This is a genomic window from Glycomyces paridis (assembly GCF_004912155.1).
GTDB classification, from domain to species: domain Bacteria; phylum Actinomycetota; class Actinomycetes; order Mycobacteriales; family Micromonosporaceae; genus Glycomyces; species Glycomyces paridis.
The window spans coordinates 238,919-252,882 of record NZ_STGX01000006.1; the positions used below are offsets into that span (position 1 = coordinate 238,919).

A 13,964-nucleotide genomic window follows, 5' to 3' on the forward strand; every position below is an offset into this window, starting at 1 on the left:
TTGAAAACTGCTGTGACTGCCGGGACTGCACACGCTTCTCCTTCGCCGCGTGGACGGTGGGTTTCCTGGCCACTGTTGGAACGATCGATGAGAACCTGCGACCGTAGCGTAGCAAGTGGTCGACATTCGAGGGGTTCAAGCGCGCGGCGGACCACGTTGCGCGCCAACAATAAGCACACTGGCACCTCCTGTTCCTCAGGTCCCTTGCGGGGTCGCGGGGCTCGGTGATGTTCGGTTTCGAACACGAGTGTGGCAGGTCCGACCCCCCTCGTCTAGATTGAGGGTAGACCGACATCGCACATACGGCAGGACAGTTCCCCGGCACTATTGGGGGAACCTGTCGCGACTTGACCGTATGCTCATCCGACCCCAGCTGAAACCAATTATTCGACGGCCCTACCCGGTCGCTTGATTCGTGCTGCCTGAAATCATCGGGGCGCGCCGACGTGCATGCTCCCCGCAATCCCGGAACATTCATTCGGAGGTTTGTAACACAATGGAAATCACTCCACAAGAGACTGGTAAGTTCGGCGCGATCGTGACCGGCTTCGACGCCGCCACCGCGACCGCCGAGGAGCTCCAGCGGATCAAGGACGCCGTCTACGCCGACCGGATCGTCCTGCTCAAGGACCAGGCCCTCGACACCGGCGGGTTCGTCGGGCTCGGGCGCGCCCTCGGCGAGGTCGAGACCTACTACGAGCCGATGTACCACCACCCCGAGCACGCCGAGGTCTTCGTTTCCTCGAACGTGCCGCAGGACGGGCAGCAGGTCGGGGTGCCGAAGACCGGGAAGTTCTGGCACGCGGACTACATGTTCATGCCCAGGCCCTTCGGCCTGACGCTCATCTACCCCCAGCAGGTGCCCGAGAAGAACCGCGGCACCTACTTCATCGACATGAGCGAGGCCTACGAGCGCCTGCCCGAGCACCTCAAGCTCGCGGTCAAGGACACGTACTGCCTGCACAGCCCCCGCAAGTACTTCAAGATCCGGCCCAGCGACGTCTACCGGCCGATCGGCGAGATCTACGAGGAGATCGAGCTCAAGACGCCGCCGGCGAAGCACCCCACGGTGTTCGAGCACCCCGTGACCGGCCGCCCGGTGCTCTACGCGAGCGCGGGCCTGACCTACGCGATCGAGGACGCCGACGGCAACGACCTCGGCGACCTGCTCGAACAACTGTTCGAGGCCACGGGCCAGACCGACATGACCTTCCCCGAGGACGTCGTGCACCTCCAGACCTTCGAGCGCGGCGACCTCCTCGTGTGGGACAACCGGGCCCTCATCCACCGGGCCCTGCACACCACGACCCCCGAGCCGGCGGTCTCGTTCCGCGTAACCGTGCACGACGACCACCCGTTCTACGCGCAGGCCGACGCCTGATGGCCACAGCCCAGGAGTCGTCCACCCCGCTCGGCAGTGCTCAGCTCGACCGTGCACATCACGACGGTGCACTGCTCGACCGTGCCCTGCTCGACCGTGTCCTCAAGGTCTACAAGCCGCACTGCCGGTACCTGCAATCCGCACAGGTGCCGCCCGGGGACGCGGTCCGAGCGGCGTGCGAGTTCGAGATCCCGGAGTCGTGCTACATCGACGACACCGGGCACTTCAACTCCGTCGAGTTCAACATCTGCTACAACCAGGCGCTCTACTGGCTCGTCGCGACGTCGGTGCGCGACCGGCTCCTGCCGGTGCTGTCCGGCTGGTCGATGGACGACTTCTGGGCACGCCAGCTCCCCGACATCTACATCGCCGCGTACGAGGCCGTCTTCCGCGCCCCGATGCGCGGCCGGGAGCTGTTCCACGGCGAGCTGGAGGTCAAGCGCGCCAAGGTGCGCCGCGCCTCGGCGGGGCGCCCGGGCGTGGTCTGGCTCGACACCGCCTGCCGCTTCTGGGAGGACGGCGGCGGCAACGCCGACGGCCGCATCCGCATCGCGGTCACCAACCTCCCCGAGGAGGACGATGTCCGCCCCTGAACCGCCGCTCAGCGGCGAACTGCGGCGCCTGCCGCTGGCCGAGCGCAGGGATGCGCTCCGCGAGGCCGTCCACGCCGAGTTCCGGACCGTGCTGTTCCTGTCCGCGGACGACCAGGTGCCCGAGGACGAGGACTACTTCTCCCTCGGCGTCACCTCCATCGGCCTGATGGAGATCAAGGACCGGCTCGACGAGCGCCTGGGCGCCTCCATCAGCGCCGCCGCGCTGTTCAACCACCCGACGGTCGAGCAGTTCATCGAGCACCTCGTGGCCGACGTGCTCGCCGACCAGTTCACCGCGAGGCAAGCGGCGCCCACGGCGCCGGGGAATCCGCAAGGGAGACCATGATGAGTGCAGGAACGTCCGCGAACGAGCCGATCGCCATCGTCGGCGCGGCGGTCAACATGCCCGGCCCGAACCGGGACCTCGACGGCTTCGCGGCGTTCCTGCGCGAAGGCCGCACCGCCTCCGGGCCCGTCCCGGCCGACCGCTGGGACGCCTCGGCGCTGGAGGCGACCCCCTACGGCGCCTTCATCGAAGGGCTCGACCAGTTCGACGCCCGGTTCTTCGGCATCTCCCCGCGCGAGGCCGACTATATCGACCCGCAGCAGCGACTGGTCCTGGAGACCTCCTGGCGGGCACTGGAGTCGGCCGGCGTCGACACCGCGCCGCTGCGCGGCGGCAACGGCGGCGTCTACATGGGAGTGAGCTGCGTCGACTACGCCGTGGAGGTCGAGACCCTCGCCTACGAGGACCTCAACGCGCACGTGGGCACCGGCAGCGCCCACAGCGCCGTCCCCGGCCGCGTCTCCTACTTCCTGGGCTGGCGCGGCCCCAGCGTCGCCTTCGACACCGCCTGCTCCTCCTCGCTCGTCGCACTCCACCAGGCCGCGCAGGGACTGCGCCTGGGCGAGTGCGACATCGCGCTCTCCGGCGGCGTCAACGCCATGCACCACCCGCGCAACCACATCATCTTCACCGAGGCGGGGATGCTCTCGCCCGACGGGAAGTGCAAGACCTTCGACGACGCGGCCGACGGCTACCTGCGCTCGGAGGGCTGCGGCGTCGTCGTCCTCAAACGCCTCGCCGACGCCCGGCGCGACGGCGACACCGTGCTGGCCCTCATCCGCGGCTCCGCGGTCGGCCAGGACGGCGCCAGCGGCGGGCTCACCGTCCCGCACGGCGGCGCCCAGGAGCGCGTCATGCGCGCCGCGCTCGCCTCCGCCGGGCTCGGCCCGCTCGACGTCCAGTACGTCGAGGCGCACGGGACCGGGACCTCGCTGGGCGACCCGATCGAGATGGGCGCCGTCCAGGCCGTCTTCGGCGCCCCGCGCGAGCGCGCCGAACCGGTCCTGGTCGGCTCCGTCAAGACCAACCTCGGGCACATGGAGCCCGCCGCCGGGATCTCCGGGGTCCTCAAGACCGTCCTCCAACTGCGCGAGGGCACCGTCTTCCCGCACGTCAACTTCGCGAACCCCTCGCGGCACATCCCCTGGGACCGCTACGCGGTCGAGGTGCCCACGAGCCCGCGCGCCTGGCCGGGCGAGTCGCGGCGCGCCGTGGTGAACTCCTTCGGCTTCCAGGGCACCCTCGCGAGCGTCGTCATCGAGCAGGCCCCGCCGCCCGAGCCCGCGCCGAGCGTCCCCGATCCGGCCGCCGCCGTGTTCACCCTCTCCGCGCGCACCGAGACCGCGCTCGACGCGCTCGCCGCGGCCTACCGCGAGCACCTCGCCGCGCACCCGGACGCCTCCGTCCACGACCTGTGCCACACCGCCAACGTCGGGCGCACGCACCTGCCCGAACGCCTCGCCGGGGCCGTGCGCGACCTCGCGGGCCTCGACGCGCTCCTGGCGCGCGGACGCGGTGAGAAGCGCCGCCCGCGCAAGGTGGCTCTGCTCTTCACCGGCCAGGGCGCCCAGTACCCGGGCATGGGCCGCGACCTCTACCGCGAGTTCGCCGTCTTCCGCGACGTCCTCGACGAGTGCGACCGCCGCCTCGAACCCCACCTCGGTCTGTCCATCAAGGACATGATGTTCGGGGAGGACCCGGAGCTGCTGCGCCGCACCGGGTACGCGCAGCCCGCGCTGTTCAGCCTCGAATACGCGCTCGCGAAACTGTGGCAGTCCTTCGGGGTGCGCCCCGACGTCCTCATCGGGCACAGCATCGGCGAGGTCGCCGCCGCCGCGGTCGCCGGGCTCTTCGACCTGCCCGACGCGGTCGCGCTCGTCGCCGCCCGCGCCCGCCTCATGCAGTCGGTGACCGCCGAGGGCGCCATGGCCGCCGTCGCCGCCCCCGTCGAGGAGGTCGCGCCGCTCCTGGAAGGACACGACGACCTGGCCCTGGCCGCGGTCAACTCCCCGCGCCAGTGCGTCGTCTCCGGCGCCGCCGCCGCCGTCGCGGCCGTCGCCGAGCGCCTGCGCGCCGACGGGCACGACGTGACGCCGATGCGCGTCTCCCACGCCTTCCACTCCCCGCTCATGGCCGAGATCCACGACGACCTCGTCGCCGCCCTCTCCGGCATCCGCTGGCGGGAGCCGGAACTGGGCCTCGTCTCCAACGTGACCGGCGAGCGCGCCGTGTTCGAGGAGATCGCCACCCCCGAGTACTGGGCCCGGCACCTGCTGTCCCCCGTGGACTTCAAGGGCGGCATGGAGGCCATCGTACGCCGCGGCGCCCACTGCTTCATCGAGGTCGGCCCCTCCGCCGTCCTCACCGGGCTCGGCCGCTCCTGCACCACCGGCGGCGACCACGTCTGGGCCGCGAGCCAGCGCCGCGACGACGCCGAGACGGCGATCCGCGAAGCCGCCGCGAAGGTGTACGCCGCGGGCGTCAACCTCGACTGGACGGCCTTCCACGCCGGGCGGCGCCGTCCCCTGGTCGCCCTGCCCGAGTACGCGTTCGAGCACCGCAGGCACTGGCTGCCCGCCGCCGGGCCGGCGCGCGGCGCCGCCTCCGGCGCGGCGCACCCGCTCCTGGGCACCGAGACCACCACGACCGAGCAGCACGAGGCGGGCGTGCGGGAGTTCGCCGCCGAACTGCGCGCGAACGCGCCGGAGTACCTGGCCGACCACGTGGTGGCCGGGCAGACGCTGTTCCCCGGGGCCGGGTACGCCGAGATCGCGCTCGCGCTCCAGGACGCGGTGTTCGGGGAGAACCGGCGCCCGATCGAGGGCCTGCGCATCCACGAGCCGCTGCTGCTGGGCGAGGAGCCCACGGCGGTGCGCACCTGCCTGCGCTCGGTCGCGGGCGGCGGGGCCGAGGTCGAGATCGTCTCGGTCGCGGGCGGAGCCGAGCGGCGCCACGCCACGGCGCGGATCGCCCCGGCGAGCGGCACCTTCGGGGAGCTGAGCCTCGTGGAGGAGCTGCGGGCCGCCGACGTCCCGGGCGTCGCGATCGGCGCCGACGAGTTCTACGAGCAGCTCGCCGAGCTGGGCCTGGAGTACGGGCCGCGGTTCCGGCTCGTGACCGCCGTGGCGCGGACCGGGCGCGGCACCGCCGCCGGGACGCTCGCGGCGGCCGACGCCGCCGGGGTCGAGCAGCTGCCACCGCCGGTCATGGACTGCGCGATGCAGTCGCTCGTGGCCGCCGTGGACGGCGGCGAGACGTACCTGCCGGTCGGGTTCGGGCAGGTGCGGCTGTTCAAGAAGCCCAAGGGCGCCTTGCGGAGCCTGGTGCGCCTGCGCGAGCCGGCCGCGGGCGAGGACGCGGACCTGTGCGCCGACGTGGTGCTCCTGGACGCGGGCAACGCGCCCGTATTCGTCCTCAAGGGACTTGAACTCAAGCGCATGGCGCAGTCGGCGAACCGGGCGCCGATGGTGCACGAGACCCGCTGGCTCAAGCGCTCGCTCGCGCAGGTCGCGCCGCAGTCGGGGACGCGCCGCGTGCTCCTGGTCGGCGCCCTCGCCGCGGACTTCCCCGGGGTGCGGCTCGCCGAGGCGGGCGTGCGCCTGGAGGCGGCGCCCGACGCCGCGGGCGCCGAGGTGCTGCTGTCCCACCAGACCACCGACGCCGCCTGGTTCTGGACCCGCGGCGAAGGGGCCGAGGGGATGCGCGAGGCGACCGAGCGGAACTTCCGCGACCTGCTGCGCTTCGCGTCCGCATTGGACGCCAGGGCGCCCGAGGCGCGGCTGTGGCTGGTCACCGAAGGGGCGCAAGTGGTCCCGGGCGACCGCACCGCGGGCCGCGACGTCGGCGACCTCGCGGCGGCGGCGCTGTGGGGCTTCGGGCGGACCATGCGCAACGAGTACCCGCGCCGCCGCGTGACCCTCGTGGACCTGGCGCCGGGCGGCTCGCGCGAGCCGCTCGCGGACGAATGGCTCGCGGGCGAGGGCGGCACCGGCGAATCGCAGGTGGCGCACCGCGACTCGGGGCGCCACGTGCGCCGACTCGTCAGCCGCCCGCCCGTCGACGGCGCCGCCGTGGCGCTCGTGGTGGACGAGCGGACCGGCACCGTCGCCACCGCGCCGCACGAGAGCGCCGCACCGGTCGGCGACGAGGTCCGCGTCCGCGTGCACGCCGCCGGGCTCAACTTCAAGGACGTCCTCAACGCGCTCGGGATGCTCCGGCGCTACGCCGAGGACGCCGGGATCGAGTACCGGCCGCTGCCGCTGGGCTTCGAGGGCGCGGGCACCGTGCTCGACGCGGGCCCCGACGCCGCCTTCAAACCGGGCCAGGAGGTCGTCTTCAGCCACCTCGGCGCGCTCAAGGGGACGGTCACCGTGCCCTCGGCCGCCGCGGTCCCCAAACCGGCCGGACTCTCCTTCGCCCAGGCCGGCGGCATCGCCAGCGCGTTCCTGACCGCGCACCACTCGCTGCACGGGCTCGCGGGCCTGCGGCCCGGGGACACGGTGCTGGTGCACGCGGCCGCGGGCGGGGTCGGGCAGGCCGCGGTGCAGCTCGCGAAGCTCGCGGGCGCCGAGGTGTACGCGACCGCGAGCCCCGGGAAGCACGCGCTGCTGCGGTCCCAGGGCGTCGAGCACGTGTGGAGTTCACGGAACCTCGACTTCGCCGAGGGGATCCTGGAGCGCACGGGCGGACGCGGCGTCGACGTGGTCGTCAACAGCCTCAACAAGGACTACATCCCGGCGGGCGTCAAGGCGCTCGCCGAGGGCGGGCGGTTCGTGGAGCTGGGCAAGATCGGGATCTGGTCGCCCGAGCGGTTCGCCGCCGAGCGCCCGGACGCGTCCTACTTCAACTTCGACCTCAGCGAGGTGCCCGAGCCGGAGCTGACGGACCTGACCAACCGCATCCTGCGCGAGGTCGCGGACCTGTTCGACCGGGGCGACCTGTCGCCGCTGCCGACGACGGTCTACGGGCTCGACGAGATCGAGGAGGCCTTCGCGGTCTTCGGGCGCGGGGCGAACGTCGGCAAGCTCGTCGTCGCCTTCGCCGACGACGAGGCCCCCGCGGCGGCGCCGCTGGCGGTCCGGCCCGACGAGACGTACCTGATCACCGGCGGTTCGGGCGCGCTCGGGCTGGTCGCGGCGCGCACGCTCGTGGAGCTCGGCGCCCGGCGGATCGCGCTTATGAGCCGCCGGGCTCCCGAAGGGGGCCTTCCGGACTTCGGCGAGGGCGTCGCGGTGGAGCACCTGGCCGGGGACGTGGGCGAGGCCGCCGACGTGCACCGGGTGGTCGAGCTGCTGAAGTCGGGACCGCACCCGCTCGGCGGGGTCGTGCACGCCGCGGGCGTCCTGGACGACGCGCCGATCACCGAGCAGACCTGGGAGCGCCTGGCGACGGTGCTGGGCCCCAAGGCGTTCGGCGCGCACCTGCTGCACGAGGCGCTCGCGGGGCACCCGCTGCGGTTCTTCGTGTCGTACTCGTCGGTGACGTCGGTGCTGGGCACGCCGGGGCAGGCGAACTACGCCGCCGCGAACGCCTGCCTCGACGAGCTCATGCGCTGGCGGGCCGCCGCCGGCGGTGCGGGCTTCAGCGTCGGCTGGGGACCGTGGGCCGGGGCCGGGATGGCCGCGCGGCTGGACGAGCGCGCGGCCGAGGGGATCGCGCGGCGCGGCGTCAAGGCGCTGCGGCCGCGCGCGGCGATGCGGGCGCTGCGCGAGGCGCACGCCAGGCCGATCGCGCACGCGCTCGTCGGCGAACTGGACTGGGCGGCGTACGTGGCCGCGCAGACCGGCGAGGACCCGCTGTTCCACCTCGTGGCGGCCGACCGGCCGAAGGCGGCCGAACTCGACCTGGAGGCCCTGCGGGCCGCCGACGCGGGCGAGCGCGTCGCGGCGATCGGCGAGCTGCTGCGCGGGGCGATCCGCGACGCGCTGCACTACGACGAGGCCGAGACCGTCGACCCCGACGCGCGCTTCTCGGAGCTGGGGCTCGACTCGCTCATGGCCGTGGAGCTGCGCAACGCGCTGGAGGCGGCGTTCCGCAGGCCGCTGCCGGCGAGCCTGGTCTTCGACCACCCGTCGATCCCCGAGCTGGTGGCGTTCCTCGACGGCGAGCTCGTCGGCGCGGACGCCCCCGAAGCGACTGCGGCCGAGTCGCTCTCGGACGAGGCCGCCGCCGCGGAGCTCGAAGCGCTCAGGGGCCTGGCATGAGCATGAGGGCGTACATCGACTCGCTGCGGGAGCTGTCGCGGCCGCAGCTGGAGCTCATGCTCGCGCGGCGGCGCCGCGAGGAGACCGAGCCGATCGCGGTGACGGGCATGGGATGCCGCTTTCCCGGCGGGATCGACTCGCCGGAGGCGCTGTGGCGCCTCGTCGGCGCCGGGTCGGTCCTGGCGACGAAGGGGGCGGGCCCGCCGGTGGACGGGCGCGGGCGCCCGCGCTGGAACCTGGAGGCGCCCGACCTCGCGCCGATCGCGGCGGTCCTGGGCGACGGGGCCTACCTCGACGGGGTGGACCTGTTCGACCCCGGCTACTTCGGCATCACCGAAGCCGAAGCGCCGCACATGGACCCGCAGCAGCGCGTCCTGCTCATGGCCGCGGCCGAGGCGCTCCAGGACGCGAACCTCACCCGCGCCGGGCTGCGCGGCTCGCGCGTCGGCGTCTACATCGGATCGAGCACGGTGGAGTACCAGGTGGCGCGGTTCCGCAACGGGGCCGGGCCGGAGGGCATCACCGCGCACTCGGCCTCGGGCGCCGCACTCAGCGGGCTCGCCTCGCGCACGGCGGTCGCCCTGGGCCTCAACGGACCCGCGCTGACGGTGGACACCGCGTGCTCCTCGGCGCTGGTGGCGCTGCACCTGGCGGTGGGGGCGCTGCGGCGGCGCGAGTGCGACACCGCGATCGTCGGCGCGGTGCACCTCCAGCTGTCGCCGTGGACGACCGCGGCGTTCGCGGCCACCGGGGCGCTCTCGCCGACCGGGTCGGCGCGGCCCTTCGCCGCCGACGCCGACGGGTACGTGCGCGCCGAGGGCTGCGGCGTCCTGGTGCTGCGCAGGGAGAGCGAGGCGGGCGAGGGCGCGTACGGGCTCGTGCGCGGCACCGCCGTGCACCAGCACGGGACGCGCTCGGACCTGACCGTGCCCTCCGGGGCGGGCCAGCTGCGGGTCATCGAGGACGCGCTCGCCGCGTCCGGTGTGGACCCGGTGCGCGTCGACTACGTCGAGGCCCAGGCGAACGGGCTGCGCCTGGCCGAGCAGGTCGAGCTGGAGGCCCTCGCCGAGGTCTACAAGGGGCCGGTGCGGCTCGGGTCGAGCAAGGCGAACCTCGGGTACCTCGAGACCGCCTCGGGCGCTTTGGGACTCATGAAGGCCCTCCTGGCGCTGCACCACGACGTGATCCCGCCGCAGCCGGGTGGCGGCCCCCGCTCCCCCGGCATCGCCGAGCACCTCATCGTCCCCGAGGAGCCGATGTCGTGGCCCGGCGGCAGCGACCGCTTCGCGGCCGTCAACGCCGCCGGGTTCACCGGGACCGGCGCGCACGCCGTCCTCCAGGGCGCCGCCGCGCCGCGGCCGCCGGGCGCCCCGTCCGGCCCGGTGCCGCTCGAACTTTCCGCGCACAGCCGCGAGGCCCTCGCCGCCACCGCGGCCCGCCTGCTCGACCACCTCGAACGGCGCGAGGACTGGGACCACGCCGAGGTGTGCCGCACCCTCGCGCTCGGCCGCGACCGCAAACCGGTGCGCTACAACGCCGTCGTCGCCGGGAGGCACGAGCTGCTCGACCGGCTCGCCGCGGCCGTCGCGGGCCGCCCGGGCGAGGCCGCCGCGACCGCCCACGAGTGGGAGGAGGGCGGGCGGATGCTCCGCCTGCCGCCCGACGCCTTCGTCTGCGAACCCTACTGGCTTGAGGAGTGCCGATGGCGCTGACACCGATCCACCACCCCGAACTGCGCACGGCCGTCGACACCGTCGGCTTCCACGCCGGGCGCCGCCCCGACCACCCCGCGATCGTCTGCCAGGGGCGCACCGTCACCTGGGAGGCCCTGCACCGCGAGAGCAACCGCACCGCGCGGTCCCTCGCCGCCGCCGGGCTCGGCGCCGGCGACCGCGTCGCCTACCTGGGCAAGGAGTCCGAGCACTACTACGAGCTGTTCTTCGCCTGCGCCAAGGCCGGGGTCGTCCTCGTGCCGGTCAACTGGCGCCTGGCCGGGCCCGAGGTCGAGTACCTGCTGCGCGACTCCGGCAGCGTCCTGGTGTTCGCCGAGGCCGAGTACGGGCCGCTCGTGGAGAAGGTCACCGGGACGCTGCCGCTGCGCCCGGACGTGGTCCTCGTGGACGGCGGCGCCGACCGCGGCGCGGGCCTGCGCCAGTGGAAGGGCGACGCGACCTACGCGAACCTCGTGTTCACGCCCGGCCCCGACGACCCGGTCGTGCAGATCTACACCAGCGGCACCACCGGGATGCCCAAGGGCGTCGTCCTCGCCCACCGCAGCTTCTTCAAGGTCCGCGACGCGCTCGCCGGGGCGGGCGAACGCTGGGTGGACTGGTACCCCGAGGACGTCAGCCTCATCGCCATCCCCGGCTTCCACGTCGGCGGCCTGTGGTGGGCCATGCAGGGCTTCAACGCCGGAGTGACCAATGTGGCCATGCCGATGTTCGTCTCCGAGGACGCCGTGGCGCTCATCCGCGACCTCGGCGTCACCACCACCTGCATGGTCCCCGCGATGCTCCAGATGGCGCTCTCGGACTCCAAGGACCACAACGACTTCGCGACCCTGCGCAAGGTCACCTACGGCGGCGCGCCGATCGCCGAACCGCTCCTCAAGGCCTGCCTCGACGCGATGGGCTGCGAGTTCGCACAGTTCTACGGGCTCACCGAGACCGGCAACACCACCGTGTGCCTGCCGCCGGAGGCCCACGTCCCCGGCAGCCCGCTCATGGCCGCCGCCGGGCGGCCCTACCCCGGCTTCGCCGCCGAGATCGTCGACGAGGACGGGAAGGCGCTGCCGACCGGGGAGGTCGGCGAGATCCGCGTGCGCACCCCCGCCCGCATGATCGAGTACTGGAACCTCCCCGAGGCCACCGAGTCCACACTGGTCGACGGCTGGATCCACACCGGAGACGCCGGCTACATGGACGCGGACGGCTACGTGTTCGTATGCGACCGCATCAAGGACACCATCATCGTCGCCGGAGAGAACGTCTACCCCGCCGAGATCGAGAAGGCCATGTGCGAGCACCCCGCCGTGAGGGAGGCGGCCGTCGTCGCCGTGCCCGACAATCGTTGGGGGGAGACCGTCCACGCGGTGGTCGTCCTCGAACCCGGCGGCGAGGCGACCCCGCGCGAGATCACGGTCTTCCTGCGGGAGCGCATCGCCGACTTCAAGCTCCCCACGGGCTACGAGTACATGGACCGTCTGCCCCGCAACCCCAGCGGGAAGATCCTGCGCCGCGAGCTCCGTGAGAAGCACTGGACCGGCCTGTCACGCCGAGTGAACTGAGGAATCGGATGCGCACCGCTGAAAAGACCGTCTCGCTCTCCCTGCGCGCCCTCGCGGGCGCCTCACCGCGCCTCGCCGGGCGCGCCGCCTTCTACCTCTTCTGCCGCCCCATGGGCCGCGGCAAGGTCCGCGAGCACGAGCGGGCCGTCTACGACCGCGCCGAGCGGTCCGCGATCACCGTGGACGGCAACGAGGTCGTCGTCTACCGCTGGGGCGGCGGCGAACGGCCCGTGGTCCTCTCCCACGGCTGGGGCGGCCGCGCCTCCCGCTTCGCCGACCTCGTCCAGGCCCTCCTCGACCGCGGCGTCCCCGTGATCGCCTTCGACGCGCCCGGCCACGGCGAGTCCGGCGGCACCGGCACCCACATCCTCCAGTTCGAGGCCATCTTCCAGCGCCTCTACAAGGACCACGGGGCCTTCCGCGGCACCGTCGGCCACTCCTTCGGCAACCTCGGCATGTTCAAGGCCCTGCGCTCGGGCGTCGAGGCCGAACGCGTCGTCTCCGTCAACGGCGTCTGCGACTTCTTCCACCTCCTCGACGTCTTCGCCGAACGCCTCGGCCTGAACGAACGCGTCAAGCAGGACCTCCGCGAGCGCTCCGAACGGCTCCTGGACTCCGGCACCGACATCTGGGACACCTTCTCCGTCTCCCACGACCCCGACCGCGTCCAGGCCCCGATCCTGGTGGTGCAGGACGAGGACGACGACACCGTCGACCCCGGCCAGGCCCGCCGCATCACCGCCGCGTTCGCACCGCGCGCCCGCCTCATGACCACCGAGGGCCTCGGCCACCGGCGCGTCCTGCGCGACCCGGCGGTCATCGCCGCCGTCGCCGACTTCGTGGAGGGCGACCATGACTGACCCCGCACCCGCCGCCGTCATCGCCGGCGTCGGCGCCTGGGTCCCGCCGCGCGTGGTCACCAACGACGACCTCGCCGCCCGCATGGACACCTCCGACGAGTGGATCCGCACCCGCACCGGCATCCGCAGCCGCCACTTCGCCGAACCCGGCACCGCCACCTCCGACCTCGCCGTCGAGGCCGGACGCCGGGCCCTCGCCTCCGCGGACGTCCACGTCGACACCGTCGTGGTCGCCACCATCACCCCCGACCAGCAGCTCCCGCACACCGCGCCGCTCGTCGCCGAGCGCCTCGGCCTCGGCGGCGCCGCCGCCTTCGACGTCAGCGCCGCGTGCAGCGGCTTCGTCTACGGCCTCGCCGTCTGCGCCGGACTCATCGCCGCGGGCACCTCCCGCGCCGTCCTGTTCATCGGCGCCGACACCTTCTCCACCACCCTCAACCCCGACGACCGCACCAGCGCCGTCATCTTCGGCGACGGCGCCGGAGCCGTCGTCCTGCGCGCCGGGAACGCCGCAGAACCCGGCGCCCTGGGCACCTTCGACCTCGGCAGCGACGGCGGCCAGTGGGAGCTGGCGACCATCCGCGGCGGCGGCTCCCGCCAGCGCCTCGCCGCCGCGCCCTTCGACCCCGCCGACGAGTACTTCGCGATGGAGGGCAAGGCCATGTTCAAACAGGCCGCGCTCCGCATGGCCGACTCGGCGCGGATCGTCGCCAAACACGCCGGATGGCGCATCGAGGACGTCGACCGGATCGTCTCGCACCAGGCGAACCTGCGCATCGTCGAGCAGGTCGCCTATGAACTCGGGGTGCCCGCGGCGCACTGCCTGTCCAACATCGACAGCGTGGGGAACACCGTGGCCGCCTCCATCCCGCTGGCGATGGCCGACGCGGTCGCCAAGGGCGACCTGCGGCCCGGCCACCGCGTCCTCGTCCTCGCCTTCGGCGGCGGCCTCACCTGGGGCGGCACCGCCGTGCGCTGGCCGAGCCTGCGGCTCGCCGACCCGACCCTTCCGAACACTAGGAGTGCGAACCCATGACCGACCTCTACCGACGCCTGGGAGAGCTGCTGGTGCAGCGCTGCGACGTGCAGCCGGGCGACCTCTCCCCCGAGACGACCTTCGAGCGGCTGGGACTGAGCTCGATGGACCTCGTCACCCTCGCGATGGCCTTCGAACGCGAACTGGGCGTCGAGGTCGACGAGGACGACTTCCCTCCGGACTGGACGCTCGTCGAGGCCGCGCGGCACCTGGAGAAGCGGGTCGCCGAGCGCCCGAACCCCCTTGAGAGGACCTGAAG

General features: G+C 73.3%; 9 protein-coding genes. All 9 read left to right on the forward strand.

Annotated features, from left to right (window positions below):
• The first annotated feature begins 496 nt into the window (after positions 1 to 496).
• The 9 genes from scoE to E9998_RS10400 are packed head-to-tail and all read left to right on the forward strand — an operon-like array spanning position 497 to position 13,962.
• Positions 497 to 1,381, forward strand: a complete 885-nt coding sequence (gene scoE / locus E9998_RS10360; protein ID WP_136529626.1) for a (3R)-3-[(carboxymethyl)amino]fatty acid oxygenase/decarboxylase — start codon at positions 497 to 499, stop codon at positions 1,379 to 1,381.
• Complete coding sequence (locus tag E9998_RS10365; RefSeq protein WP_136529627.1) at positions 1,381 to 1,974, forward strand: FcoT family thioesterase; 594 nt, start codon at positions 1,381 to 1,383, stop codon at positions 1,972 to 1,974. The genes scoE and E9998_RS10365 overlap by 1 nt, the downstream gene beginning before the upstream one ends.
• Complete coding sequence (locus E9998_RS10370; RefSeq protein ID WP_136529628.1) at positions 1,961 to 2,320, forward strand: acyl carrier protein; 360 nt, start codon at positions 1,961 to 1,963, stop codon at positions 2,318 to 2,320. Before E9998_RS10365 ends, E9998_RS10370 begins: the two co-directional genes overlap by 14 nt.
• Entirely contained in the window at positions 2,320 to 8,523 is a 6,204-nt protein-coding gene (locus E9998_RS10375) for a type I polyketide synthase (protein ID WP_136529629.1), read from the forward strand. Before E9998_RS10370 ends, E9998_RS10375 begins: the two co-directional genes overlap by 1 nt.
• Positions 8,520 to 10,235, forward strand: a complete 1,716-nt coding sequence (locus E9998_RS10380) for a beta-ketoacyl [acyl carrier protein] synthase domain-containing protein (RefSeq protein ID WP_136529630.1) — start codon at positions 8,520 to 8,522, stop codon at positions 10,233 to 10,235. The genes E9998_RS10375 and E9998_RS10380 overlap by 4 nt, the downstream gene beginning before the upstream one ends.
• Positions 10,226 to 11,809 (forward strand): long-chain-fatty-acid--CoA ligase, encoded by a 1,584-nt coding sequence (locus tag E9998_RS10385; protein ID WP_136529631.1) that lies wholly within the window; start codon positions 10,226 to 10,228, stop codon positions 11,807 to 11,809. The genes E9998_RS10380 and E9998_RS10385 overlap by 10 nt, the downstream gene beginning before the upstream one ends.
• An 8-nt stretch (positions 11,810 to 11,817) precedes the next feature.
• A complete protein-coding gene (locus tag E9998_RS10390) occupies positions 11,818 to 12,669 on the forward strand; it encodes an alpha/beta hydrolase (protein WP_136529632.1) in 852 nt (283 codons plus the stop codon).
• Positions 12,662 to 13,705 (forward strand): beta-ketoacyl-ACP synthase III, encoded by a 1,044-nt coding sequence (locus E9998_RS10395; RefSeq protein WP_136529633.1) that lies wholly within the window; start codon positions 12,662 to 12,664, stop codon positions 13,703 to 13,705. Before E9998_RS10390 ends, E9998_RS10395 begins: the two co-directional genes overlap by 8 nt.
• The gene (locus tag E9998_RS10400) at positions 13,702 to 13,962 is read left to right on the forward strand and encodes an acyl carrier protein (RefSeq protein ID WP_136529634.1); all 261 of its coding nucleotides are present in this window, start codon (positions 13,702 to 13,704) and stop codon (positions 13,960 to 13,962) included. Before E9998_RS10395 ends, E9998_RS10400 begins: the two co-directional genes overlap by 4 nt.
• The last annotated feature ends 2 nt before the right edge of the window (positions 13,963 to 13,964 follow it).

What these genes read in the sequence shown, in the direction of transcription:
- E9998_RS10395 (WP_136529633.1), top strand. Translation starts at nt 12,662, where the DNA reads ATGACTGACCCCGCACCCGCCGCCGTCATCGCCGGCGTCGGCGCCTGG.
- E9998_RS10390 (WP_136529632.1), top strand. Translation starts at nt 11,818, where the DNA reads ATGCGCACCGCTGAAAAGACCGTCTCGCTCTCCCTGCGCGCCCTCGCG.
- E9998_RS10385 (WP_136529631.1), top strand. Translation starts at nt 10,226, where the DNA reads ATGGCGCTGACACCGATCCACCACCCCGAACTGCGCACGGCCGTCGAC.
- E9998_RS10370 (WP_136529628.1), top strand. Translation starts at nt 1,961, where the DNA reads ATGTCCGCCCCTGAACCGCCGCTCAGCGGCGAACTGCGGCGCCTGCCG.
- scoE (WP_136529626.1), top strand. Translation starts at nt 497, where the DNA reads ATGGAAATCACTCCACAAGAGACTGGTAAGTTCGGCGCGATCGTGACC.
- E9998_RS10365 (WP_136529627.1), top strand. Translation starts at nt 1,381, where the DNA reads ATGGCCACAGCCCAGGAGTCGTCCACCCCGCTCGGCAGTGCTCAGCTC.
- E9998_RS10375 (WP_136529629.1), top strand. Translation starts at nt 2,320, where the DNA reads ATGAGTGCAGGAACGTCCGCGAACGAGCCGATCGCCATCGTCGGCGCG.
- E9998_RS10380 (WP_136529630.1), top strand. Translation starts at nt 8,520, where the DNA reads ATGAGCATGAGGGCGTACATCGACTCGCTGCGGGAGCTGTCGCGGCCG.
- E9998_RS10400 (WP_136529634.1), top strand. Translation starts at nt 13,702, where the DNA reads ATGACCGACCTCTACCGACGCCTGGGAGAGCTGCTGGTGCAGCGCTGC.